This window comes from Stenotrophomonas sp. KH_036_B, assembly GCF_057839485.1.
In genome coordinates this window covers 939,999-964,020 of record NZ_CM174491.1, presented here as the reverse complement: position 1 = coordinate 964,020, position 24,022 = coordinate 939,999, and the positions used below count along the sequence as shown (strand labels likewise).

Below are 24,022 nucleotides of genomic sequence, written 5' to 3'. Positions count from 1 at the left end.
CGTGTCGCTGGTTAGCCTGAGCACTGGTTTCGGGAACACACAGATGCGCGTGTCACTGACATCGATGGTGATCGCCATCGCGCTGCTGGGCTGCGCGCAATCGCCTGCGCCCCTGTTGGGCCAGGCCCATGCGGCCGCACCGGTCACCGCACCCGACACCCCCTTCGTCTACGCCGAAACCGACATCAGCACCCTGCAGGCGCAGATGGCCGCAGGCGAGCTGGACAGCGTCACCCTGACCCGCGCCTACCTGGAACGCATCGCGCGCCTGGATCGCGCCGGGCCGCGCCTGAACGCGGTGATCGAGCTCAATCCCGATGCCCTGAAGGACGCCGCCAGCCTGGACGCCGAGCGTCGCCGGGGCCAGCTGCGCGGGCCGCTGCATGGCATTCCGCTGCTGCTCAAGGACAACATCGGCGCCCGCCCGATGCGCACCAGCGCCGGCTCGCTGGCGCTGGCCGGGTTCCACCCGGATGACGCCTTCCTGGTCACCCGCCTGCGCACGGCCGGGGCGCTGATCCTGGGCAAGACCAACCTCAGCGAATGGGCCAATTTCCGCTCCAGCCAGTCCGTTTCCGGCTGGAGCGCACGCGGCGGACAGACCCGCAACCCCTACCGGCTGAGCCACTCGCCCTGCGGCTCCAGCAGCGGCAGCGCGGTCGCGGTGGCGGCCAACCTCTCCGCCGCCGCCGTAGGCACCGAGACCGACGGCAGCATCGTCTGCCCGGCGGCCATGAACGGCGTGGTCGGGCTGAAGCCGACGGTCGGGCTGGTCAGCCGCGACGGCATCATCCCCCTCTCCTTCAGCCAGGACACCGCCGGGCCGATGGCGCGCAGCGTGGCCGACGCCGCCGCCCTGCTGACCGCGATGGCCGGCCGCGACGCCGCCGACCCGGCCACCGCCACGATGCCCGGGCGGGCCGTTTACGACTACACCTCCCGGCTCAACCCGGACGGTCTGCGCGGCGCCCGTATCGGCGTCCTGCACGGGCCACTGGACCAGCAGCCCGGTGTGGCACCGGCGCTGCAGCACGCCCTCGGCGTCCTGCGCGATGCCGGCGCGGTGGTGGTGCCGGTGGAGCTGCCTACCCAGGGCGAGTGGCAGGACGCCGAGCAGGTCGTGCTGCGGCATGAGTTCAAGGCCGGGCTGCAGCGCTACCTCACCGCCCGCAATGCACCGGTGCGCGACCTGGACGCGATCATCGCCTTCAATCGCAGCCACGCCGACAAGGAGCTGGTGCTGTTTGGCCAGGACCTGATGGAGTCCGCCGCGCAGGCGGGCGGCCTGGGCAGCCCCGACTACATCGCTGCGCGCACGCAGGCGCGTCGGCTGGCCGGTCCCGAGGGGATCGACGCGGTGCTGCGCGCGGAGCGCCTGGACGCGCTGGTAGCGCCCACGACGGGGGCAGCCTGGCCGATCCGTACGGGCCAGGGCGACACCTTCCCGGGAGAGAGCTACAGCGCCGCCGCCGTCGCCGGCTATCCGAGCCTGACGGTGCCGATGGCCCACGTGAATGGCCTGCCGCTGGGCCTGCTGTTCATGGGCACCGCCTGGAGCGAACCGAAGCTGATCGAACTGGCCTACAGCTACGAACAGCGCACCCGCGCCCGGCGCCCACCGCGGTTCGCGACCGAGGCGTTGCTGCCGTAATCGGCGTATCGACCCACGGTCGATGCCTGCCGGTGATGACCCCCGAAGATGTAGCCGCCGGCGATGTCACGCCTGCGATGTCACGCCGACGATGCAACCGCGGCGATGCCCCGCCGACGCCGTACATGTCGAGGATATCCCGGTAGCGCACGACCGTTGGTCGTGCGCCACCTCACCGCGCGGGCTCCTCGACCGCCACCACCGCGGGCGGGCCGTCTTCGGCGCCCGGTGATCGTACGTCGTCGGCCGGTTGCGAGCGGGGGGTGCGGGTCGCTGGATCGGGGCGGTCGAGGATCTCGGCGCGGGTGCGCGGCAGCGCCTGGGGATGTTCGCGCGCCAGGAAATCCAGCATGCGCTCACGCACGATGCAGCGCAGGTCGAAGGCGTCACCCGAGTTGCGCGCACTGACCAGCAGGCGCACCTGCAGGGTGTGTTCGCTGGTCTCGGTTACCTGGGTCACGCAGACCCGGCCGTCCCACAGGGTCTCGCCCTTGCAGATGCGCTCCAGCTCGGCCCGGATCGCCACGATCGGGGCGCGGTAGTCCAGCCACAGGAAGGCGGTGCCCAGCAGGTCGGCGCTGCGTCGGGTCCAGTTCTGGAAGGGGTTCTCGATGAACCAGGTCAACGGCACGACCATCCGCCGTTCGTCCCAGATGCGCACGACCACGTAGCTGCTGCCGATCTCCTCCACCCGCCCCCACTCGCCTTCCACGATGACCACATCGTCCAGGCGGATCGGCTGGGTCAGCGCGATCTGCAGCCCCGCGATCAGGTTGCCGAACACGGGCTTGGCCGCGATGCCGGCCACCAGGCCGATGATGCCGGCCGAGGCCAGCAGCGCGGTGCCGATCTGGCGCACCATCGGGAAGGTCAGCAACACCATCGCCGCCCCCACCAGGATGATCGCCCCCATCAGCACGCGACTAAGCACGCGGGTCTGGGTCTGGATGCGCCGGGCCGCCAGGTTGTCGGCCACCTCCATGGGGTTGTCACGCAGGATCGCCTGCTCACCGGCCGCCACCGCACGCACCAGCAACCAGATGAAACACGCGGTCAGGCCGATGTGCAGCAACCGCAGCGCCTGGTCGAGCCAGCGCCCGTCCAGCGGCGTGGCCTCAAGCGCGGGAATGAGGACCAGCATCGGCAGCGCGAAGGCCAGCGGCCGGCTGATCACCCGTGCGATACGGGCGCGGCGGTAGTCCCGGCCCTTCAAGCGCCGGGTCAATGCCATCAGCAGCCACCAGCAGGTGATACCCACCACCAGGGCGATTCCGATGGGCCACAGATATGCGGCCGCCATCTGCCAATCCACTCGCATGCATGCTCCCGTACAACTCATCAAGGAGCACCCACCCTGCCAGCCCGGGCATGAGCATCACGTAGAGCCACGCCTTGCGTGGCTGCGCAGTACCCGGCAAACAGCAGCCACGCAACAGAATCCCCACCCGTGCCGCTGCGGAAAGCTACGGGCGCGTGGCGACGCGTTCATCGCAATGGCGCACGCCGGTCGTGGGGCGCGGCGTGGCTCTACCCGAGGAGACGTTTACAGGCCCGCGCCGCCCTGCTTGCGCACGATCGCCATCGCGATCTCCAGCGACTGCTCGTAATTCAGGCGAGGGTCCACCGAAGAGCGATACGCACGCTCCAGGTCACGCTCGGTCAGCTCACGTGCGCCACCGGTGCACTCGGTCACGTCTTCGCCGGTCAGTTCCAGGTGCACGCCACCGAGACGGGTACCCGCTGCCGCGTGCAGGTCGAACGACAGCTCCACTTCGCTGCGCACGTTGTCGAAGCGGCGGGTCTTGTAGCCGTTGCTGGTGCTTTCGGTGTTGCCGTGCATGGCATCGCACACCCACAGCACGCGGCGACCATCGCGCTTGACCGCGTCCAGCAGCGGCGGCAGCTTGTCGGTGATCTGCGCCGCGCCCATGCGGTGGATGAAGCTCAGGCGGCCCGGCTCATCATCCGGATTGAGCACGTCGATGAGGCGCAGCAGCTGGTCCGGCTGTACCGACGGCCCGACCTTGATCGCGATGGGATTGCGCACGCCACGCAGGTATTCAACATGGGCGCCATCGAGCGCGGCGGTGCGCATGCCGATCCACGGGTAATGTGTGCTGAGATTCAACCAGCCATGCTGGCGTGGCACCTGGCGGCTGAGCGCCTGCTCATACGGCAGCAGCAGCGCTTCGTGCGAGGTATAGAAGTCGATGCGGTTGAGGTTGTACACCTGCGCGCCCGACAGCGTCTCCATGAAGCGCACGGCATCGCCGATCGAGGACACCATCTTCTGGTAGTCGGTGGCCAGCGGCGAGTGCCGCACCCACTCCAGGTTCCAGTATTCGGGGTGGTGGAGGTCGGCGAAGCCGCCATCGATCAGGGCCCGCACGAAGTTCATGGTCATGGCCGAGTGCGCATGGGCCTGCAGCATGCGGCGCGGATCGGGCAGGCGCGCGGCTTCGGTGAACTCCGGCGCATTGATCACGTCGCCGCGGTAGCTGGGCAGGGTGACGCCACCGCGGGTCTCGGTGTCGGCCGAACGCGGCTTGGCATACTGCCCGGCGAACCGTCCGACGCGGATGACCGGCTTGCGCATGCCGTGCACCAGCACCAGGCTCATCTGCAGCAGCACCTTGAGCCGGTTGGAGATGGTGGTGGACTCGCAATCGCTGAAGTTCTCGGCGCAGTCGCCGCCCTGCAGGAGGAAGCGCTTGCCTTCCTGAGCTTCGGCAAGCTGTTGCTTGAGCGAGAGAATCTCCCAGGAGGTCACGAGCGGCGGCAGGCGCTTGAGCTCATGCAGCGCTGCGTCCAGTGCGACGGGATCGGGATAGGTCGGCATCTGCAGCGCCGGCTTCCCACGCCAGCTCTCCGGCGACCAGTCGGTCGGCACGGCGGCGAAGGTAGGGTCACGGTCGGAAGCAGTCATCGGAATATCCAGCAGTTCAGCGGTAAAAAGAGGTTCAGTGGCGGCGGGCAGGACGACGGAACGACACCACCAGGGCCCACAGGCCCAGCAGGACGAACCAGACCACACTCCACATGGGAATGCTCATGCCCAGGAAGGTCCAATCAATGTTGCCGCAGTTGCCGGTACCGGTGAGGACGGTGCGGAACACTTCGAACGGCCCCATCGTCTCACTCAGGAACGACAGCGGCGGCCCGCAGCTGGACCCGAGGTCCTGCGGCAGCAACTGCACGTACACGTGGCGCGCGGCAATGCCGGCACCCACGGCGGCGGCAATGAATGCAAGCACGCCGTAGGTAATGCGCCCGGGACGATCGCGCGGTCCATGCAGCGCCCCGATCAGGAACAACAGCCCAAGAGCAGCAAACGCAATGCGCTGGAAGATGCACAACGGGCAAGGTTCCAACCCCATCTTCAGCTGCAACCAGATCGCGTAGCCCAGCAGCGCGGCACAGATCAGGAACCCCAGCAGGAACTGGGCGCGGTAATTCCAGCGCAATGGATTCATTGCCAACACTCGTGAAAGTCCAGGCAGCAAGATTAACAGGCCGCTGCGGGGTTCAGGCTGCGACGCTTTGCCGTGTGTCGGCTTGGTTGGCCTTATGGGGTGTTTTGGGTTTCGGGCGGACAGCCACGCGGCCGCAGTGTTCAGTGCCCGGCCGCGCCGGGTGTGGGTTTGCGGGGGACGCCGTGAACCCGTCCATGGGGGCTTGTAGAAAACATCCATGTTTTCTACACCCCCGCAAACCCACCCCCGCCGCGACCCCGACCTTGCGTCGGTGCTCATAGGACCCATCGGCTCGTTGTGGAAGGTCGGCAACAGAAACAGGCCGGGCACGCCCGCCCCGGCTCCGGCATGGAAAGTCAGAGACGCCGATGGCTGCGGCTCTTCGAACGAAGATGGGCCGGGCCTGCCCGGCGACCGTCCGCTCGCGACCTCCCATGCCCGGCAGATGGGCCCTTTGGCAACCGACCCAGTGTCGAGGTCACGGTCGGGGTGGGTTTGCGGGGGTGTAGAAAACATGGATGTTTTCTACAAGCCTACAAGGACGTATTCACGGCGTCCCCCGCAAACCCACACCGGCCGGGGCCGGGCCGATAGCAGACCCGCCTGCAGCTGTCCGCGAAGAACCCACAGCCGCCGGGCAACGCCCGGCGCCACGCAGCGCCCGACAACAAGGAACCACAGAAAACAAAAAACCCGGCACGAGGCCGGGTTTCTTGAAGAATCTTTGGTAAAGCGCGTCGATTATTCTTCGACGGCTTCAGCCACGGCAGCCGGACGGTCGACGAGTTCGACGTAGGCCATCGGAGCGTTGTCGCCAGCGCGGAAACCGCACTTCAGCAGACGCAGGTAACCGCCCGGACGGCTCGCGTAGCGCGGGCCCAGGGTGGTGAACAGGTTGCCCACGGCTTCGTTGTCACGCAGACGGGCGAAGGCCAGACGGCGGTTGGCGACGGAGTCGACCTTGGCCAGGGTGATCAGCGGCTCGGCGACGCGGCGCAGTTCCTTGGCCTTCGGCAGGGTGGTCTTGATCAGCTCGTGCTTGAACAGCGAGGCAGCCATGTTCTTGAACATTGCTTCGCGGTGAGCGCTGGTACGGTTGAACTTACGGCCAGACTTCATGTGACGCATGGGATGTAATCCTTGAAAGAATGTTGGATCGGTTGGGTGTCGCTGTCGCCTTCCTGGCGTTGCTGCTTGGACTGCGGATGGTCCGGTGCCGGCCCTCCTGGCCGACCGTCACCGCAGGCTATGGGCCTGTCGGTGCGAGGTACTGCGGGTAAAACCCCCGCACCCGAAGGTGCGGGGTGAAACCTGAGCGCTGGATCAGCCGAGCATGCCGTGCTGGGCGACACCGGCCGGCGGCCAGTTCTCCAGCTTCATGCCAAGCGAAAGGCCGCGCTGTGCGAGGACTTCCTTGATCTCGGTCAGCGACTTCTTGCCGAGGTTCGGGGTCTTGAGCAGTTCCACTTCGGTCTTCTGGATCAGATCGCCGATGTAGTAGATGCTCTCGGCCTTCAGGCAGTTGGCCGAACGCACGGTCAATTCCAGGTCGTCGATCGGGCGCAGCAGCACCGGATCCACGCCGTTGTTGGCCGGCTTCGCTGCACCGCGGTCGCGGTGGGTGAAGTCACCGAAGACCGACAGCTGATCGCTGAGGATGTCGGCGGCGGTGCGCACGGCTTCCTCGGCATCGATCGTGCCGTTGGTTTCGATGTCCAGCACCAGCTTGTCCAGATCGGTACGCTGTTCGACGCGGGCCGCTTCCACCGAGTAGGCGACGCGACGGACCGGCGAGAACGACGCATCCAGAACCAGACGACCGATGGCACGGGTCTCTTCGTCCGGACGACGACGCGCGGCCGCCGGCTGGTAGCCGAAGCCACGCTCGATCTTCAGACGCATGTTGATCGCCGTGTCCTTGGTCAGGTGGCAGATAACATGATCGTTGTTGAGGATCTCGACGTTGTGGTCGACCTTGATATCGGCAGCGGTCACAACACCCTGACCCTGCTTGGACAGCGACAGCGTGGCGCTGTCACCGGTATGCATACGGATCGCCACGTCCTTCAGGTTGAGCAGGACATCGAGGACGTCCTCCTGCAAACCTTCCAGCGTGGTGTACTCGTGCAGCACGCCGTCGATCTCGACTTCCGTGATGGCGAAGCCCGGGATGGACGACAGCAACACGCGACGCAGGGCATTGCCCAGCGTATGCCCGTAACCACGCTCCAAAGGTTCGATAACGACCTTGGCGCGGGTGTCGGTAATGCGTTCGATCTGCGGACCGCGAGGACGCAGAACCTGATTGGCGGTAACCGTCATGTTGCGGGTTCTCCTAGTGAATCCCCGGCCGTCGCCGGGGATTCTCCGATGTGAATTACTTCGAATACAACTCGACGATCAGCGCTTCGTTGATATCCGCAGGCAGGTCCGCACGATCCGGAACAGCCTTGAAGATGCCGGCGAACTTGGCCGCATCCACTTCGATCCACGACGGGCGCAGGTCATGCGTGCTGGACACGGTCAGGGCTTCCTGAACGCGCAGCTGCTTGGCAGCCTTTTCGGACAGTGCGACAGCGTCGCCAGCCTTGACCTGGTAAGAAGCCAGGTTGACCGACTTGCCGTTCACAGTGACGCCGCGGTGCGAGACCAGCTGACGCGCAGCCGGACGGGTCACAGCGAAGCCCATGCGATAGACGACATTGTCCAGACGGGTTTCCAACAGCTGCAGCAGGTTCTCGCCGGTGTTGCCCTTCTTGGTCGAGGCCTTCTTGTAGTAGTTGCGGAACTGACGCTCCAGCAGGCCGTAGATACGCTTGACCTTCTGCTTTTCACGCAGCTGGGTAGCGTAGTCGGACAGCTTGCCCTTACGGGCAGTGGCGCCGTGCTGGCCGGGCTTCTGCTCCAGCTTGCACTTCGAGTCCAGCGCACGGGCCGGGCTCTTGAGGGAAAGGTCGGCGCCTTCGCGGCGGGCGAGCTTACAGGTAGGACCGATATAACGAGCCATTTCTTATCGCTCCTTTAGACGCGACGCTTCTTCGGCGGACGGCACCCGTTGTGCGGGATAGGCGTCACGTCGATGATGTTGGTGATCTTGTAGCCCACGTTGTTCAGCGAGCGCACGGCCGACTCACGACCCGGACCCGGGCCCTTGATGCGGACTTCCAAGGACTTGACGCCGTAATCCAGCGCGGCACGGCCGGCTTTCTCGGCAGCCACCTGGGCAGCGAACGGGGTGGACTTACGCGAACCGCGGAAGCCAGCGCCACCGGACGTCGCCCACGACAGAGCATTGCCCTGGCGGTCGGTGATGGTCACGATGGTGTTGTTGAAAGAAGCGTGGACGTGGGCGACGCCGTCAGTGACGACGCGCTTGATCTTCTTCTTGGTCTTAGCGACGGGCTTAGCCATTTCTTAGGTCCCTTACTTCCTGATCGCCTTGCGCGGGCCCTTGCGGGTGCGGGCGTTGGTACGGGTGCGCTGACCGCGCAGCGGGAGGCCGCGACGGTGACGCAGACCGCGATAGCAGCCCAGGTCCATCAGGCGCTTGATCGCGATACCGATTTCACGGCGCAGATCGCCTTCCACGATGTACTTGGCCACTTCCGAGCGAAGACGCTCGATTTCCGGCTCCGACAGATCGCGGATCTTGGTGGTCGAGGTCACGCCTGCAGCGTCGCAGACCTTCTTCGAACGGGTACGGCCGATGCCGTAAATGCTTTGCAACCCGACCCAGACGTGCTTCTGGGCTGGCAGGTTGACGCCTGCAATACGCGCCATGACGCGATTCTCCAGCTGAGTGATGGCCGACAGCGCACCCGAAGTGCGCCGATCCGGCAGGATGGATCAAAAAAGTGAACTAGCGATACTAACAAGGTTCCGGTTTACATGGAAGCCCGTGAAACCTGAAAGGTTTCATGGACCCGGCCCAGGGAGTGTGCCCAGGCTCCGGCGCCGGATCAGGTTGACCCCGTGAGAACGACCCTTGCGAGTCCTTCCCCGGTGTCGCCCGCGCTACTCCCGCGCAGGACAACCCGATCTCACCCCCACCCGGAACCGCTGCGGGGGCCGCCCTTCGTTTGTGTGGCCAGGTCCGCGAAGCGGAGGACCATCACGTCAGGAAGACGATAGTGTAACAGGCCAATCAGCCGCGGGCAAAACCGCCGCGATTGCCGCCCTTCAGGTTTGCCTTCTTCAACAGGCTTTCGTACTGGTGCGACATCAGGTGCGCCTGGATCTGCGCAATGAAGTCCATCACCACCACCACCACGATCAGCAGCGAGGTGCCGCCGAAGTAGAACGAGGCATTCAGCTGCGTGCGCATGATTTCCGGCAGCAGGCAGACGATCACCAGGTAGGCCGAGCCGGCCGCGGTCAGGCGGGTCAGCACCCCGTCGATGTAGTCGGCGGTGGCCTTGCCCGGACGGATGCCCGGAATCAGCGCGCCCGACTTCTTCAGGTTGTCGGCGGTTTCCTGCGAGTTGAACACCAGCGCGGTATAGAAGAACGCGAAACCGGTGATCAGCGCAGCGAAGACGATCATGTGCAGCGGCTCGCCCGGACCCAGGGCGTTGGCGACCTTCTGCAGCCAGGTCGCCGAGCTGGCCTGGCCGGACCACATGGCCAGGGTGGTCGGGAAGGCCAGGATGCTGGAGGCGAAGATGGCCGGGATCACGCCCGCCATATTCAGCTTCAGCGGCAGGAACGAGGTCTGGTTCATGTACGCGTTGCGGCCGCCCTGGCGACGTGCGTAGTTCACCGTGATGCGGCGCTGGCCGCGTTCGACGAACACCACGAAGAAGGTGAAGGCCAGCACCACCAGCACGATCAGCAGCAGCTGGATGAACTGCAGGTTGCCGTCCTGGTAGGCATCGAAGGTGTGGAGGACCGCACCCGGCAGACCAGCCACGATGCCGGCGAAGATGATCAGCGACACACCGTTGCCGATGCCGCGCTCGGTGACCTGCTCGCCGACCCACATAAGGAAGATGGTACCGGCGGTCAGCGCGACCACGGCGGTGAGCACGAAGCCCATGCCCGGCGCGTAAACGACCGGCGCACCGCTCGGGGACAGCTGGTTCTGCAGCGCCAGCGCGATGCTGCCGCCCTGCACCACCGCCAGCAACACGGCGCCGATGCGGGAATATTGGGTGATCTTGCGGCGACCGGATTCACCTTCCTTCTGCAGCGCCTTGAGCGCCGGGAAGATGTGGACCGCCAGCTGCATCACGATCGATGCCGAGATGTACGGCATCACGTTCAGCGCGAAAATGCTGAAGCGGTGCAGGGCGCCGCCCGAGAACATGTTGAACATGTCCACGATACCGCCGCCCTGCGCCTGCATGAGCGCAAGCATGGCATCAGGATTGACGCCCGGCACCGGCACATAACAGCCGATGCGGTAGACGATCAAAGCCCCGACGACGAACAGCAGACGCTGGCGAAGTTCCGTGAACTTGCCGAGCCCGCCGCCCAGGTTACCAATGCCAGCTTGCGCCATGTCTTACTCCTGTACGCTGCCGCCGGCAGCTTCGATCGCGGCCTTGGCACCGGCCGTTGCTGCGACGCCCTTCAGGGTGAAGGCCTTGGTCAGGCCGCCCTTCATGACGATCTTGGCCTGCTTGGCCGAGGTCGGGACCAGGTTCGCAGCGCGCAGCGCGGCGAAATCGATCTCACCGGCTTCCAGCTTGTCCAGCTGGTAGGACAGCACTTCGGCCGTGTCCTTGGCGATCTTGGAACGGAAACCGACCTTCGGCAGACGACGCTGCATGGGGGTCTGGCCGCCTTCGAAGCCTGCCTTGATCTTGCCGCCACCCTTACGGGCGAACGAACCCTTGTGACCGCGGCCGCAGGTCTTGCCCAGGCCCGAGCCGATACCACGGCCCACGCGGGTGCGCTCTTTGCGCGCGCCCGGTGCCGGGCTCAGTTCATTGAGATGCATGGTCATTGGATTATTCCTCAACCTTGACGAGGTAGTGGACCTTGTTGATCAGACCGCGAACCTGCGGGCTGTCCTTCAGTTCACGTACGCTATTGAGCTTGCCGAGGCCAAGCGCCTTCACCGACAGGCGGTGACGTGCCTGGGCGCCGCGCAGGCCGCCAACCAGACGGACCTTGATGGTCTTGGTGGTGTCATTAGCCATGGTTGAGATCCTCCACCTTCTTGCCGCGCTTGGCCGCAATGCGGGCCGGCGACTGCATTTCGGACAGACCCTTCAGCGTGGCGCGAACCAGGTTGATCGGGTTGCGCGAACCGACGGCCTTGGCCAGCACGTTCTTGACGCCAACGGCTTCCAGGACGGCGCGCATGGCACCACCGGCGATCACACCGGTACCTTCCGAGGCCGGCATCATGAACACGCGGGCTGCGCCGTGGCCGGACTTCACCGGGTGCCACAGGGTGCCGTTGTTCAGATCGACGTCGGCCAGGTTCTTGCGAGCCTGCTCCATCGACTTCTGGATGGCGACCGGCACTTCGCGCGCCTTGCCATAACCGAAACCGACCTTGCCTGCGCCGTCACCGACCACGGTCAGTGCGGTGAAGGTGAACTGACGACCGCCCTTGACGGTCTTGCTGACGCGGTTGACCGCGACCAGCTTCTCGATCATGCCGTCGTCGACTTTCTCTTCGCGGTTGCGGTCGCGATCGCGACCCCGCTGCTGACGTTCTTCTGCCATGTTGATTCCTTGATTGATTGGGTATGTACGGCTCAAGGCCGCTTATAGCTGTGAAGTGAAGCGGTGAACCGATCGCCCCTGCAGAAGAAGGACGTCGTCCGGCACAACCCGTGCCGGCGGGCAGGCGGAAGCGGGAACCAGCCCCGCTCCCTTAACCCTTAGAACTGCAGGCCGCCTTCGCGGGCCGCATCGGCCAGCGCCTTGATGCGGCCGTGGTAGCGGTAGCCCGAGCGGTCGAAAGCGACCTTCTCGATGCCCGCAGCCTTGGCGCGCTCGGCAACCAGCTTGCCCACCTTGGCGGCGGCGTCGCTGTTCTTGCCATTCTTCAGGCCTTCCTTGACGTCGGCCTGGGTGGTGTTGGCAGCAGCCAGCACCTTGGAGCCGTCGGCGGTGAAGACCTGGGCGTACAGGTGCTGACCGGTGCGCAGCACCGACAGACGCGGCACGCCGAGGACGCGGATGTGCGCGCGGGTGGACTTGGCGCGACGCAGGCGAGCGATGTTCTTGTTCATGTTTTTGATCCTCGAAAGCTGAAGGCTGGCGTGTCCTGAAAAGTCCGCACAGTGATGTGCGGGCTTCTGCGGGGGACTCGCATTAGGCCTTCTTGGCTTCCTTGCGAATGATGACTTCGTCGGAGTACTTCACGCCCTTGCCCTTGTACGGCTCCGGCTTGCGGAACGCACGGATCTTGGCGGCAACTTCACCGACCACCTGCTTGTCCGCGCCCTGGACCAGGATCTCGGTCTGGGTCGGGGTGGTGATGGTGATGCCTTCCGGCGCCACGTACACGACCGGGTGCGAGAAGCCGAGCGCCAGGCTCAGATCCTTGCCTGCCATGGAGGCACGGTAGCCCACGCCGACCAGCTCGAGCTTGCGCTCGAAGCCTTCGGAAACACCCTTGACCATATTGGCCAGGATGGCGCGGAGCGTACCGGTCAGCGGGATCAGATCCGCGTTCTCGGTGCTCAGGCTCGCAACGCCGTTCTCGACATTGATGGCGATACCAGCCGGCTTGGCCATCGACAGGGTGCCCTTCGGGCCCTTGGCGGTGACGGTGTCGTTCTGGACGTTCAGTTCAACCTTACCCAGGTCAACGGGCTTCTTGGCTACGCGGGACATAGTAGTTTCCTTCTCGCCTTAGGCCACGAAGCACAGGACTTCGCCGCCGACGCCCAACTGGCGCGCCTGCGCATCAGTCATGATGCCCTTGGAGGTGGAGATGATGGAGATGCCCAGGCCGTTCAGCACCTTCGGCAGCTCGGACTTGCCACGGTACTGGCGCAGACCCGAACGCGAGAAGCGCTTCAGGGTCTCGATGACCGGCTTGCCTTCGAAATACTTCAGGACGATTTCAAGCTCGGCCTTGTTGTTCTCGATCTTGGTGACGCGCAGGTCGGTGATGTAGCCTTCGGCCTTCAACACTTCTGCGATTGCTACCTTGATCTTGGAGGACGGTGCTTTCACCGTCTGCTTGCCAACCGCGGCCGCATTCTTGATGCGTACCAGCAGGTCGGCGATGGGATCAGTCATGCTCATAGTCGATACCTTTGAGTGCACCGATATCCGCTTTCGCGAAAATCTTGCTATTTCTGAAATGGGCCTGGAGGCCCTTCGTTCTTGTTCAGGGTATCCGGCCAGCCGACCCACAGTCGGCTCTACCGGTCGCCGTTTCAGCGCCCTACCCCACCGTTACTGCCAGTGAGACGCGGGAGTATACGACAAAAAGAGCCCGACCAGGGTCGGACTCTTTAAGTTGGGGTGAACCTGAACAGGCTCACCCCGTACTGCAGGGACGAATCCCTTACCAGCTGGCCTTGCGAAGGCCCGGCACGTCACCACGCATGGTGGCTTCGCGCAGCTTGTTGCGACCGAGGCCGAACTTGCTGTAGACGCCACGCGGGCGGCCCGAGAGCTCGCAACGGTTGCGGTGACGGCTCGGCGACGAATCGCGCGGCAGCTTCTGCAGCTTGATCACTGCTTCAGCCTTCTCGTCGTACGAAGCGGTCGTGCTGGAGATGATCTTCTTCAGCTCGTCGCGCTTGCCGGCGTACTTGACGGCCAGCTTGGCACGCTTCAGATCGCGGTTGACCATGGAGGTCTTTGCCATTTCGAATTCCTCGACGTATCAGTTACGGAACGGGAACTTGAACGCTGCGAGCAGCGCCTTCGCTTCCGCATCGGTCTTGGCGGTGGTGGTGATGGCGATATCCATGCCGCGGATCGCGTCGACAGCGTCGAAGTCGATTTCCGGGAAGATGATCTGTTCCTTCACACCCATGTTGAAGTTGCCGCGACCGTCGAAGGAACGACCCGAGACACCACGGAAGTCGCGCACGCGCGGCAGCGAGATGTTGATCAGGCGATCCAGGAACTCATACATCTTGGCACGACGCAGCGTGGTCTTGCAGCCGATCGGCCAACCATCGCGGATCTTGAACGAAGCCACCGAGACGCGGGACTTGGTCACGATCGGCTTCTGGCCGGAGACCTTGGCCATGTCGGCGACGGCATTTTCCAGGATCTTCTTGTTGGTCGCCGCTTCGCCGACACCCATGTTCAGGGTGACCTTGACCAGCTTCGGGACCTGCATCGGATTGGTGTAGCCGAACTGCTTCATCAGCGCCGGCACCACTTCTTCCTGGTAGAACTTTTCGAGACGGGAACTCATCTTCTCATTCCTCAGGCGTCAAGCGCCTCACCGCTGGAGCGGAACACACGCAGTTTGCGTCCATCCTCCAGCACCTTGAAGCCAACGCGCTCGCCCTTGCCCGAAGCCGGGTTGAGCACATTCACGTTGGAGATATGGATCGACGCTTCACGCTCGACCACGCCGCCGGCAACGCCTGCCTGCGGGTTCGGCTTGGTGTGGCGCTTGACGATGTTCACATTGGCGACGATCACACGATCGCCGTCGACGCGGACGACTTCGCCCTGCTTGCCCTTGTCCTTGCCGGTGTTGACGACAACCTGGTCGCCCTTCTTGATACGGTTAGCCATGATTATCTCCTGGCGCTCACAGCACTTCGGGAGCGAGCGAGACGATCTTCATGAACTTCTCGGAACGAAGTTCACGGGTCACCGGCCCAAAGATGCGGGTGCCGATCGGCTCTTGCTTGTTGTTGAGCAGGACCGCGGCATTGCCGTCGAAGCGGATCAGCGAGCCGTCGGCGCGACGCACACCCTTGCGGGTACGCACCACGACAGCGTCATACACTTCACCCTTCTTGACCTTGCCGCGCGGGATCGCATCCTTCACGGTGACCTTGATGATGTCGCCGATGCCGGCGTAACGGCGCTTGGAGCCGCCCAGCACCTTGAAGCACATCACCTGCTTGGCACCCGAGTTGTCGGCGACGTCAAGGTAGCTCTGCATCTGGATCATGATTCAGATCTCCTTATTGAGCCGAACGCGTGATGACTTCCACCACGCGCCAGTTCTTGGTCTTGGACATCGGAGCAATCTCGGTCACCAGCACGACGTCGCCTTCATTGCAGGCGTTGTCGGCATCATGTGCGTGCAGCTTGGTCGAGCGCTTCAAGTACTTGCCGTACAGGGGGTGCTTGACCGTACGTTCCACCAGCACGGTGACCGTCTTGTCCATCTTGTTGCTGACGACACGGCCTTGGACCGTGCGCAGCGCCTTGTTTTCAGTAGTGTCGCTCATCGCGGCCATCCTTACTTGTTGCTGCCGAGCAGGGTCTTGACGCGAGCAATCTCGCGGCGGACCCGGCGGGTTTCGTGAGTCTTCGGCAGCTGCCCGGTGACCTGCTGCATACGGAGCGAGAACTGCTCCTTACGCAGATCGGTCAAGTGGGACTTGAGATCGTCAGCCGACTTTTCGCGAAGTTGTTTGATATCCATCACATCACCGTCCGGGTCACGAAGGTGGTGGTCACGGAGAGCTTGGCAGCTGCCAGGCGGAACGCCTCGCGTGCCACGCTCTCATCCACGCCTTCAATTTCATAGATCATGCGGCCGGGCTGGATCTGGGCGACCCAGTACTCCACGTTGCCCTTACCAGAACCCATTCGCACTTCGATGGGCTTCTTGGTGATCGGCTTGTCGGGGAACACTCGGATCCACATCTTGCCACCGCGCTTGACGTAGCGGCTGATCGAGCGGCGAGCCGCTTCGATCTGACGCGCGGTCAGCTGACCGTGGGCGGTTGCCTTCAGGCCGTATTCGCCGAAGCTGACAGCGTTGGCGCTCCAGCTCAGGCCATCGTTACGGCCCTTGTGTACCTTGCGGTACTTGGTTCGCTTGGGTTGCAACATTGTCGTTACCTCGCTTCACGGGCCGGGCGCTGACGGTCACCGCGGTCGCCGCGATCGTTACGATCGTTGCGCGACGGGGTGTCGTCCTGCTTTTCCTGGCCAACCTGGGAGAAATCGAAAACCTCGCCCTTGTAGATCCAGACCTTGATGCCGATGATGCCGTAGGTCGTCTTGGCTTCAGCGAAGCCATAGTCGATGTCGGCACGCAGCGTGTGCAGCGGCACGCGGCCTTCGCGGTACCACTCCGAACGGGCGATTTCCGCACCGTTCAAACGGCCACCGACGTTGACCTTGATGCCCAGGGCACCGAGGCGCATCGCGTTGCCGACCGAGCGCTTCATTGCACGGCGGAACATGATGCGACGCTCCAGCTGCTGCGCGATCGACTCGGCAACCAGCTGCGCGTCCAGCTCGGGCTTGCGCACTTCGGTGACGTTGATGTGCGCCGGAACGCCCATCATTTCGCTCACTTCCTTGCGCAGCTTTTCGATGTCCTCACCGCGCTTGCCGATCACCACGCCCGGACGGGCAGTGTGGATCGTCACGCGAGCGGTCTTTGCCGGACGCTCGATAAGGATCTTGCTGATGCCGGCCTGCGCAAGCTTCTTGCGCAGCATTTCCCGCACCTTCAGGTCGGCTGCCAGGTAACCAGCGAACTCGGCCTTGTTGGCGTACCACTTGGAGTTCCAGTCCTTGGAAATGCCGAGGCGGATACCAATCGGATGAACTTTATGACCCATGGTGTTTTCCTTTCCGCTTACTTGCCGGCGCCCACAACCACAGTGATGTGGCTGGTGCGCTTGAGGATGCGGGTGCCGCGGCCTTTCGCCCGCGCCATGAAACGCTTCAGGGTAGGACCTTCATCAACCATGATGGTCTGAACCTTCAGCTCGTCGACGTCGGCGCCCTGGTTGTTCTCGGCATTGGCAATAGCCGACTCCACCACCTTCTTGATCAGGTGTGCAGCCTTCTTGTCCGAGAACTTCAGCAGGTTGACCGCACGCTCGGCCGGCAGGCCGCGCACCTGGTCAGCGACCAGGCGGGCTTTCTGCGCAGAGATGCGCGCGGAGCGCAGGATTGCTTTCGCTTCCATTGTCATCTCTCCTTACTTGCCCGACTTCTTGTCACCACCGTGACCCTTGAAGGTCCGGGTGATGGCAAATTCGCCGAGCTTGTGGCCGACCATGTTCTCGTTGACGAGCACCGGAACGTGGTTCTTACCGTTATGAACGGCGATGGTGATGCCTACCATTTCCGGCAGGATCATCGAACGGCGCGACCAGGTCTTGATCGGCTTCTTGCTACCCGCAGCGGCCTCCACCTTCTTGACGAGGTGGTGATCGACGAACGGGCCCTTCTTGAGTGAACGTGCCATGGTCGATTAGCCCCTACGATCGCGGACGATGAATTGCTGGGTGCGCTTGTTCTTGCGCGTCTTGTAACCCTTGGTCGGCACACCCCACGGGGTGACCGGGTGCGGATTACCCTGGCCGGCCTTCGCCTCACCACCACCGTGCGGATGGTCAACCGGGTTCATGGCAGCACCACGAACGGTCGGGCGAACACCACGCCAGCGCTTCGCGCCCGCCTTGCCCAGCTTTTCCAGGTTGTGTTCGTCGTTGCCGACTTCACCGATGGTGGCGCAGCACTCGACCGGCACCTTGCGCATTTCACCCGAGCGCAGGCGCAGGGTGGCGAAGAGGCCTTCACGAGCGACGAGCTGCACGGCAGCGCCGGCGGCACGCGCGATCTGTGCACCCTTGCCCGGCTTCAGTTCGATGCCGTGGACAGTGGTACCAACCGGGATGTTGCGCAGCGGCAGGGTGTTGCCCGCCTTGATCGGCGCATCCGAGCCCGCGATCACCTGGTCACCGGCCTTCAGGCCCTTCGGTGCGATGATGTAGCGGCGCTCGCCGTCGACGTAGCACAGCAGAGCGATATGGGCGGTGCGGTTCGGATCGTATTCGATACGTTCCACGCGCGCCGGGATACCGAGCTTGTTGCGCTTGAAGTCGATGACGCGGTAATGCTGCTTGTGGCCACCACCGATATGACGGGTGGTGATGCGGCCGTGGTGGTTACGACCACCGGAATTGCTCTTCGGCTCCAGCAACGCTGCGTGCGGTGCGCCCTTGTGCAGATCGGGCGTAACCACGCGCACGGCCGAACGGCGGCCGGGGGAAGTGGGCTTGAATTTCATCAATGGCATGGGATGTACCTCAGGCCTTGGCCGTTACATCGATGGACTGGCCATCGGCGAGACGCACGTATGCCTTGCGCCAATCGCCGCGACGGCCGGTGCGGTTACGGAAGGACTTGTTCTTGCCCTTCACGTTCAGCACGTTGACCGCTTCGACCTTGACGTCGAACAGCTGCTCAACCGCGGCCTTTACATCGGCCTTGGTGGCTTCGTTCGAGACTTCGAAGACATACTGGTTGGAATGTTCCTGCAGGCGCGCGGTCTTTTCGGAGACTCGCGGAGCACGCAGCACGCTGAAGATTTTTTCGTTGCTGTTCATGCCAGCCACTCCTCGACCTTCTTGACCGCGTCAGCGGTGATGACGACCGTGTCGGCACCGACCAGCGACACCGGATCCAGGCCCTGCACGTCACGCACTTCCACGTAGGGAATGTTGCGCGCCGACAGGTACAGGTGCTCGGTGGCCTCTTCGGTGACGATCAGCGGGCGCTTGCCCACTTCCAGGCCGGCCAGCTTGGCGATCAGAGCCTTCGTGCTGGTCGCTTCGACATCGAAGGACTCCACGATGGTCAGACGGCCCTGACGGTTCAGCTCGGACAGGATCGCGCACATGGCGGCACGGTACTGCTTGCGGTTGACCTTCTGCTCGAAGCTGCGCGGCTTGGCCGCGAAGGTGACACCACCGCCGACGAAGATCGGAGCCGTCAGCGCGCCATGACGCGCACCGCCGCCCTTCTGCTTCTTCGACTTCTTGGTGGTACCAGCCACTTCAGAGCGAGTCTTCTGTGCCTTGGTGCCGGCGCGACCGGCGTTGCGATAGGCGACGACGACCTGGTGAACCAGATCTTCGCTGAAATCGCGACCGAACACGGCATCGGAGACCGAGACCTTGTTGTTGCTACCCGTGATAACGAGTTCCATCGTCATCTCTCCTTATGCCTTGCTAGCCGGACGCACGATCACGTCACCACCCGCAGCGCCAGGCACGGCGCCACGAATCGCGATCAGACCGCGCTCGACGTCGACCTTGACAACTTCCAGGTTCTGCGTGCTCTGCTGCACGGCACCCATGTGGCCCGACATCTTCTTGCCCGGGAACACACGACCCGGGGTCTGGCGCTGACCCAGCGAACCCGGCGCGCGATGCGACAGCGAGTTACCGTGGGTTGCGTCGCCCATACGGAAGTTGTAGCGCTTGATGGTGCCCTGGAAGCCCTTACCCTTGGTGACACCCTGGACGTCGACCATCTGGCCAACTTCAAAGATGTCCGCCTTGACTTCGCCACCGACGGCGAAATCGCCGAGCTGGGCGTCTTCAACGCGGAATTCCCACAGGCCACGACCGGCTTCAACCTTCGCCTTGGCGAAGTGACCGGCTTCCGGCTTGTTGACCAGGGCAGCGCGACGCGCGCCGACAGTCACCTGCACGGCGCTGTAGCCGTCAGCTTCGACGGTCTTGATCTGCGCAATGCGGTTCGGGGTAGCTTCAATCAGGGTCACCGGGATGGCGCGGCCATCTTCAGTGAAAACGCGGCTCATGCCAGCCTTGCGGCCCACGAAGCCCAACGAATATTTCTTCGTCATGGTCGTAGTCCTCAGGTCAGCTTGATCTGAACGTCGACGCCGGCAGCCAGTTCGAGCTTCATCAGCGCGTCCACGGTCTTGTCGTTCGGGTCAACGATATCGAGCACGCGCTTGTGCGTGCGGGTCTCGTACTGGTCACGCGCGTCCTTGTCGACGTGCGGGGAGACGAGAATGGTGTAACGCTCGATCTTGGTCGGCAGCGGGATCGGGCCACGCACTTGCGCGCCGGTCCGCTTTGCCGTTTCAACGATCTCGCTGGCCGAACGGTCGATCAAACGATGATCGAACGCCTTCAACCGAATCCGGATCTTTTGGTCCGCCATGGCGGTAGGTTCCTTCGTTAAAAGAGCGACGGACAAGGCCTCTGGGTTGCCTTGTCCCATGAATATCCTGAATGCGGACGCCGCACATTCCTGCGCGGCGACAAGATCTTTCCATAGACCTCAAAAATCGAGGCAGACCGGTCTCCCGATCTGCCCAGACAAAAAGTATAGCGCGCATACAACGCGGCGGTCAACAGGGGACCTGTTGACACTGCCTGAATGGCGCGACCCTTCCTGGTCTGGGGAACACGAGGTGCGTCCTGCGCCTCTTTTCCCGTTTATTCAGCACCCCGATGCCCTACCCAGGCAACATCGGGGCGCAGAGTCTAGCAGATTACTTGATGATCTTGGCAACCACGCCGGCGCCGACGGTACGACCGCCTTCACGAATGGCGAAACGCAGACCTTCATCCATCGCGATCGGGTGGATCAGGGTGACCACCATCTTCACGTTGTCACCCGGCATCACCATCTCGACACCTTCCGGCAGCTTGGCAGCGCCGGTAACGTCGGTGGTACGGAAGTAGAACTGCGGGCGGTAGCCATTGAAGAACGGGGTGTGGCGGCCGCCTTCGTCCTTCGACAGCACGTACACTTCGCCTTCGAACTCGGTGTGCGGCTTGATCGAACCCGGCTTGCACAGAACCTGACCGCGCTGGACGTCGTCACGCTTGGTGCCGCGCAGCAGCAGACCGGCGTTGTCGCCTGCCTGACCCTGGTCGAGCAGCTTGCGGAACATTTCCACACCGGTCACGGTGGTCTTCTGGGTGTCGCGGATACCGACGATTTCGATTTCTTCGCCGACCTTGATCACGCCACGCTCGATACGACCGGTCACCACGGTGCCGCGGCCCGAGATCGAGAACACGTCTTCGACCGGCATCAGGAATGCCTTGTCGACGTCACGCTCCGGCAGCGGAATCCAGCTGTCCAGCGCCTCGACCAGCTTGATGATGGCCGGCACGCCGATGTCGCTCTGGTCGCCGTCCAGCGCCAGACGGGCCGAACCCGAGATGATCGGGGTGTCGTCGCCCGGGAAGTCGTACTTGCTCAGCAGCTCGCGGACTTCCATTTCAACCAGTTCCAGCAGCTCGGCATCGTCCACCATGTCGGCCTTGTTCAGGAACACGACGATGTACGGCACGCCGACCTGGCGCGACAGCAGGATGTGCTCGCGGGTCTGCGGCATCGGGCCGTCAGCGGCCGAGCACACCAGGATCGCGCCGTCCATCTGGGCGGCACCGGTGATCATGTTCTTGACGTAGTCAGCATGGCCCGGGCAATCGACGTGCGCATAGTGGCGAACGGCAGATTCGTATTCGACGTGTGCGGTCGAGATCGTGATGCCACGAGCCTTCTCTTCCGGCGCGGCGTCAATGGCGTCATAGCCCTTGAATTCGCCACCGAAGCGATCGGCACCGATCTTGGTCAGTGCGGCGGTCAGCGTGGTCTTGCCGTGATCGACGTGACCGATGGTGCCGACGTTGACGTGCGGCTTGGTGCGCTCGAACTTACCCTTTGCCATTGTTGTATACCTTGGATATCAGAAAGAGGGAGATAAAGACCTGAGCTTACGCTCAGGCCTTCTTGATCACGGTTTCGGCGATGTTGTTCGGCGCCGGCTCGTAGTGATCGAATTCCATCGTGAACGTCGCGCGACCCTGGGTCTGCGAACGCAGCGAGGTGGCGTAACCGAACATTTCGCCCAGCGGGATCATCGCGTTGATGATGCTGGCCGAACCGTCACCGGTGGTGCTCGAACCCTGCAGCACGCCACGACGACGGCTGACGTCGCCCATCACGTCACCCTGGTAATCCTCCGGGGTCACGATCTCGACCTTCATGATCGGCTCCAGCAGAACCGGCTTGGCCTTGGCGAAGCCCTGCTTGAAGGCCATCGACGAGGCAAGCTTGAACGCCATTTCCGAGGAGTCGACGTCATGGTACGAGCCGAACACCAGCTTGACCTTCACGTCCACGACCGGGAAGCCCGCCAGCGGACCGCTGGTGATGGTTTCGCGCAGGCCCTTTTCGATCGACGGGATGAATTCCTTCGGAATCACGCCACCGGTGATGTCGTTGACGAACAGGAAGTCGTCCTTGATGTTCGGCGCGATCTTCGGATCGGCACGGTCTTCAGCGGTGATCGGCGACAGCTCGATCACGACGTGACCGTACTGACCCTTACCACCGGACTGCTTGGCGTGCTTGTAGTCCGACTTGACGTCCTGCAGCTGGATGGTTTCGCGGTAGGCCACCTGCGGCTTGCCGACGTTGGCTTCAACGTTGAACTCGCGCTTCATGCGGTCGACGATGATGTCCAGGTGCAGCTCGCCCATGCCCGAGATGATGGTCTGGCCGGATTCTTCGTCGGTCTTGACGCGGAACGACGGATCTTCCTGGGCCAGACGACCCAGCGCCAGACCCATCTTTTCCTGGTCGGACTTGGTCTTCGGTTCGACGGCCATCGAGATGACCGGCTCCGGGAACACCATGCGCTCCAGGATGATCGGGTGGTCCTGCGAGCACAGGGTGTCACCGGTGGTGGTGTCCTTCAGACCCACCGCCGCGGCGATGTCACCGGCCAGCACTTCCTTGATCTCTTCACGATCGTTGGAGTGCATCTGCAGGATGCGACCGATGCGCTCCTTCTTGCCCTTGACCGAGTTCATCAGCTGGTCGCCGGCGTTCAGCGTGCCCGAATAGACACGGAAGAAGGTCAGCGCGCCCACGAACGGATCGGTGATGATCTTGAAGGCCAGGGCCGAGAACGGCGCCTTGTCGTCAGACTTGCGGCTCAGCGCGATGGTTTCGTCGTCGACGTCGGTACCGGTCACGTCCGGCACGTCGATCGGCGACGGCAGCAGCTGCACCACGCCGTCCAGCATGGCCTGCACGCCCTTGTTCTTGAACGCCGAGCCGCAGTACATCGGCACGATGTCGGTGGCCAGGGTGCGCACGCGCAGGGCTTCGATGATTTCGGCCTCGGTCAGCTCGTCGCCGCCCAGGTACTTTTCCATCAGCTCTTCGCTGGCTTCGGCAGCCGCTTCGATCATGAAGGTACGAGCTGCGTCAGCCTCTTCCTGCATGTCGGCCGGGATCTCCAGGTACTCGAACTTCATGCCCTGCGAGGCTTCATCCCAGTGGATGGCCTTCATCTTGATGAGGTCGACCACGCCCTTGAAGTTTTCTTCAGCGCCGATCGGCAGCTGCATCGGCACGGCAGTGGCACCCAGCTTGGCCTTCAACTGGCCAACGACCTTGGTGAAGTTGGCGCCGGTGCGGTCCATCTTGTTGACGAACGCAATGCGCGGCACCTTGTACCGGTTGGCCTGGCGCCACACGGTTTCCGACTGCGGCTGAACGCCACCGACGGCGCACAGCACGAACACCGCACCGTCGAGCACGCGCAGCGAACGCTCCACTTCGATGGTGAAGTCGACGTGTCCGGGGGTATCGATGATGTTGAAACGGTGCTCCGGCAGGGACTTGTCCATGCCCTTCCAGAACGCGGTGGTGGCAGCGGACTGGATCGTGATGCCACGCTCCTGCTCCTGCTCCATCCAGTCCATGGTGGCAGCGCCGTCGTGCACTTCACCGATCTTGTGGCTCTTGCCGGTGTAGAACAGGATGCGCTCGGACGTGGTGGTCTTGCCGGCATCGATGTGGGCCATGATGCCGAAATTGCGGTAACGCTCGATGGGAGTGGTGCGGGCCACGGGAGCCTCTCAATTTCTTGGAATTCGGATGGCCGAACGCCGCCTTTCGGCGGCCTTCGGATTGGCGCAGCCCTTCTGGGGCCGCGAGGCAGCACCTAGATGGTGCTGCCGTGCCTGTT

Annotated in this window: 33 protein-coding genes; 1 reads left to right on the top strand and 32 read right to left on the bottom strand. The window is 63.5% G+C overall.

Annotated elements, in window-relative coordinates:
* The first annotated feature begins 43 nt into the window (after window positions 1-43).
* Complete coding sequence (locus AC3ITN_RS04335; RefSeq protein WP_489392163.1) at window positions 44-1,651, top strand: amidase; 1,608 nt, start codon at window positions 44-46, stop codon at window positions 1,649-1,651.
* Between the two features lie 172 nt (window positions 1,652-1,823).
* Here AC3ITN_RS04335 and AC3ITN_RS04330 read toward each other — a convergent pair whose 3' ends face one another.
* From AC3ITN_RS04330 to fusA, 32 genes are all read right to left on the bottom strand, one after another.
* Window positions 1,824-2,969, bottom strand: a complete 1,146-nt coding sequence (locus tag AC3ITN_RS04330; RefSeq protein ID WP_489392162.1) for a mechanosensitive ion channel family protein — start codon at window positions 2,967-2,969, stop codon at window positions 1,824-1,826.
* 225 nt (window positions 2,970-3,194) lie between these two features.
* A complete protein-coding gene (locus tag AC3ITN_RS04325) occupies window positions 3,195-4,577 on the bottom strand; it encodes a class II 3-deoxy-7-phosphoheptulonate synthase (protein WP_489392161.1) in 1,383 nt (460 codons plus the stop codon).
* A gap of 34 nt (window positions 4,578-4,611) precedes the next feature.
* Window positions 4,612-5,124 (bottom strand): disulfide bond formation protein B, encoded by a 513-nt coding sequence (locus AC3ITN_RS04320; RefSeq protein WP_313348109.1) that lies wholly within the window; start codon window positions 5,122-5,124, stop codon window positions 4,612-4,614.
* A 741-nt stretch (window positions 5,125-5,865) separates the two neighbouring features.
* Window positions 5,866-6,252 (bottom strand): 50S ribosomal protein L17, encoded by a 387-nt coding sequence (gene rplQ, locus AC3ITN_RS04315; RefSeq protein WP_121042892.1) that lies wholly within the window; start codon window positions 6,250-6,252, stop codon window positions 5,866-5,868.
* Window positions 6,253-6,447: 195 nt separating this feature from the next.
* Entirely contained in the window at window positions 6,448-7,446 is a 999-nt protein-coding gene (locus AC3ITN_RS04310; RefSeq protein WP_313348111.1) for a DNA-directed RNA polymerase subunit alpha, read from the bottom strand.
* 55 nt (window positions 7,447-7,501) lie between these two features.
* The gene (gene rpsD, locus AC3ITN_RS04305; protein WP_489392160.1) at window positions 7,502-8,131 is read right to left on the bottom strand and encodes a 30S ribosomal protein S4; all 630 of its coding nucleotides are present in this window, start codon (window positions 8,129-8,131) and stop codon (window positions 7,502-7,504) included.
* Between the two features lie 14 nt (window positions 8,132-8,145).
* Window positions 8,146-8,535 carry a 30S ribosomal protein S11 gene (rpsK, locus tag AC3ITN_RS04300; protein WP_017355427.1) on the bottom strand — a complete coding sequence of 130 codons (390 nt, stop codon included), beginning with the start codon at window positions 8,533-8,535 and terminating at the stop codon, window positions 8,146-8,148.
* A 12-nt stretch (window positions 8,536-8,547) separates the two neighbouring features.
* On the bottom strand, window positions 8,548-8,904 hold the full coding sequence (gene rpsM / locus AC3ITN_RS04295; RefSeq protein WP_017355426.1) for a 30S ribosomal protein S13: 357 nt from the start codon (window positions 8,902-8,904) through the stop codon (window positions 8,548-8,550).
* 364 nt (window positions 8,905-9,268) lie between these two features.
* Complete coding sequence (gene secY, locus AC3ITN_RS04290; RefSeq protein ID WP_313348112.1) at window positions 9,269-10,624, bottom strand: preprotein translocase subunit SecY; 1,356 nt, start codon at window positions 10,622-10,624, stop codon at window positions 9,269-9,271.
* 3 nt (window positions 10,625-10,627) lie between these two features.
* On the bottom strand, window positions 10,628-11,071 hold the full coding sequence (rplO, locus tag AC3ITN_RS04285) for a 50S ribosomal protein L15 (RefSeq protein ID WP_313348113.1): 444 nt from the start codon (window positions 11,069-11,071) through the stop codon (window positions 10,628-10,630).
* Window positions 11,072-11,075: 4 nt separating this feature from the next.
* The gene (gene rpmD, locus AC3ITN_RS04280) at window positions 11,076-11,267 is read right to left on the bottom strand and encodes a 50S ribosomal protein L30 (RefSeq protein WP_121042886.1); all 192 of its coding nucleotides are present in this window, start codon (window positions 11,265-11,267) and stop codon (window positions 11,076-11,078) included.
* Complete coding sequence (gene rpsE, locus AC3ITN_RS04275) at window positions 11,260-11,802, bottom strand: 30S ribosomal protein S5 (RefSeq protein ID WP_038690276.1); 543 nt, start codon at window positions 11,800-11,802, stop codon at window positions 11,260-11,262. Before rpsE ends, rpmD begins: the two co-directional genes overlap by 8 nt.
* A gap of 158 nt (window positions 11,803-11,960) precedes the next feature.
* On the bottom strand, window positions 11,961-12,314 hold the full coding sequence (gene rplR, locus AC3ITN_RS04270; RefSeq protein ID WP_019186158.1) for a 50S ribosomal protein L18: 354 nt from the start codon (window positions 12,312-12,314) through the stop codon (window positions 11,961-11,963).
* 82 nt (window positions 12,315-12,396) lie between these two features.
* Window positions 12,397-12,921, bottom strand: coding sequence for a 50S ribosomal protein L6 (gene rplF, locus AC3ITN_RS04265; RefSeq protein WP_489392159.1), 525 nt, complete (start codon window positions 12,919-12,921; stop codon window positions 12,397-12,399).
* Between the two features lie 18 nt (window positions 12,922-12,939).
* Window positions 12,940-13,338 (bottom strand): 30S ribosomal protein S8, encoded by a 399-nt coding sequence (rpsH, locus tag AC3ITN_RS04260; protein ID WP_019186156.1) that lies wholly within the window; start codon window positions 13,336-13,338, stop codon window positions 12,940-12,942.
* A 265-nt stretch (window positions 13,339-13,603) separates the two neighbouring features.
* On the bottom strand, window positions 13,604-13,909 hold the full coding sequence (gene rpsN, locus AC3ITN_RS04255) for a 30S ribosomal protein S14 (protein ID WP_313348117.1): 306 nt from the start codon (window positions 13,907-13,909) through the stop codon (window positions 13,604-13,606).
* 18 nt (window positions 13,910-13,927) lie between these two features.
* Window positions 13,928-14,470 (bottom strand): 50S ribosomal protein L5, encoded by a 543-nt coding sequence (gene rplE, locus AC3ITN_RS04250; RefSeq protein ID WP_313348119.1) that lies wholly within the window; start codon window positions 14,468-14,470, stop codon window positions 13,928-13,930.
* A gap of 11 nt (window positions 14,471-14,481) precedes the next feature.
* Window positions 14,482-14,799 (bottom strand): 50S ribosomal protein L24, encoded by a 318-nt coding sequence (gene rplX / locus AC3ITN_RS04245; protein ID WP_017355416.1) that lies wholly within the window; start codon window positions 14,797-14,799, stop codon window positions 14,482-14,484.
* A gap of 16 nt (window positions 14,800-14,815) precedes the next feature.
* The gene (gene rplN, locus AC3ITN_RS04240) at window positions 14,816-15,184 is read right to left on the bottom strand and encodes a 50S ribosomal protein L14 (RefSeq protein ID WP_010483978.1); all 369 of its coding nucleotides are present in this window, start codon (window positions 15,182-15,184) and stop codon (window positions 14,816-14,818) included.
* Between the two features lie 13 nt (window positions 15,185-15,197).
* Window positions 15,198-15,467 carry a 30S ribosomal protein S17 gene (gene rpsQ / locus AC3ITN_RS04235; RefSeq protein WP_313348121.1) on the bottom strand — a complete coding sequence of 90 codons (270 nt, stop codon included), beginning with the start codon at window positions 15,465-15,467 and terminating at the stop codon, window positions 15,198-15,200.
* A gap of 11 nt (window positions 15,468-15,478) precedes the next feature.
* Window positions 15,479-15,664 (bottom strand): 50S ribosomal protein L29, encoded by a 186-nt coding sequence (rpmC, locus tag AC3ITN_RS04230; protein ID WP_214900310.1) that lies wholly within the window; start codon window positions 15,662-15,664, stop codon window positions 15,479-15,481.
* On the bottom strand, window positions 15,664-16,077 hold the full coding sequence (rplP, locus tag AC3ITN_RS04225) for a 50S ribosomal protein L16 (RefSeq protein WP_017355412.1): 414 nt from the start codon (window positions 16,075-16,077) through the stop codon (window positions 15,664-15,666). The genes rpmC and rplP overlap by 1 nt, the downstream gene beginning before the upstream one ends.
* A gap of 5 nt (window positions 16,078-16,082) precedes the next feature.
* A complete protein-coding gene (gene rpsC / locus AC3ITN_RS04220) occupies window positions 16,083-16,817 on the bottom strand; it encodes a 30S ribosomal protein S3 (RefSeq protein ID WP_313348123.1) in 735 nt (244 codons plus the stop codon).
* Between the two features lie 17 nt (window positions 16,818-16,834).
* Window positions 16,835-17,170, bottom strand: coding sequence for a 50S ribosomal protein L22 (gene rplV, locus AC3ITN_RS04215; protein WP_017355410.1), 336 nt, complete (start codon window positions 17,168-17,170; stop codon window positions 16,835-16,837).
* 12 nt (window positions 17,171-17,182) lie between these two features.
* Window positions 17,183-17,452, bottom strand: a complete 270-nt coding sequence (gene rpsS, locus AC3ITN_RS04210; protein ID WP_017355409.1) for a 30S ribosomal protein S19 — start codon at window positions 17,450-17,452, stop codon at window positions 17,183-17,185.
* 6 nt (window positions 17,453-17,458) lie between these two features.
* Entirely contained in the window at window positions 17,459-18,286 is an 828-nt protein-coding gene (gene rplB / locus AC3ITN_RS04205; protein ID WP_313348125.1) for a 50S ribosomal protein L2, read from the bottom strand.
* Window positions 18,287-18,296: 10 nt separating this feature from the next.
* Window positions 18,297-18,596 carry a 50S ribosomal protein L23 gene (gene rplW / locus AC3ITN_RS04200; RefSeq protein WP_313348127.1) on the bottom strand — a complete coding sequence of 100 codons (300 nt, stop codon included), beginning with the start codon at window positions 18,594-18,596 and terminating at the stop codon, window positions 18,297-18,299.
* A complete protein-coding gene (gene rplD / locus AC3ITN_RS04195; protein WP_068849458.1) occupies window positions 18,593-19,198 on the bottom strand; it encodes a 50S ribosomal protein L4 in 606 nt (201 codons plus the stop codon). Before rplD ends, rplW begins: the two co-directional genes overlap by 4 nt.
* A gap of 12 nt (window positions 19,199-19,210) precedes the next feature.
* On the bottom strand, window positions 19,211-19,861 hold the full coding sequence (rplC, locus tag AC3ITN_RS04190; RefSeq protein ID WP_313348131.1) for a 50S ribosomal protein L3: 651 nt from the start codon (window positions 19,859-19,861) through the stop codon (window positions 19,211-19,213).
* Window positions 19,862-19,872: 11 nt separating this feature from the next.
* Window positions 19,873-20,184: a 30S ribosomal protein S10 gene (gene rpsJ / locus AC3ITN_RS04185; protein WP_010341589.1), complete on the bottom strand. Its 312-nt coding sequence runs from the start codon at window positions 20,182-20,184 to the stop codon at window positions 19,873-19,875.
* Window positions 20,185-20,518: 334 nt separating this feature from the next.
* On the bottom strand, window positions 20,519-21,709 hold the full coding sequence (gene tuf / locus AC3ITN_RS04180; RefSeq protein WP_313348952.1) for an elongation factor Tu: 1,191 nt from the start codon (window positions 21,707-21,709) through the stop codon (window positions 20,519-20,521).
* 52 nt (window positions 21,710-21,761) lie between these two features.
* Window positions 21,762-23,903, bottom strand: coding sequence for an elongation factor G (gene fusA, locus AC3ITN_RS04175; RefSeq protein WP_313348938.1), 2,142 nt, complete (start codon window positions 23,901-23,903; stop codon window positions 21,762-21,764).
* Window positions 23,904-24,022 lie beyond the last annotated feature (119 nt).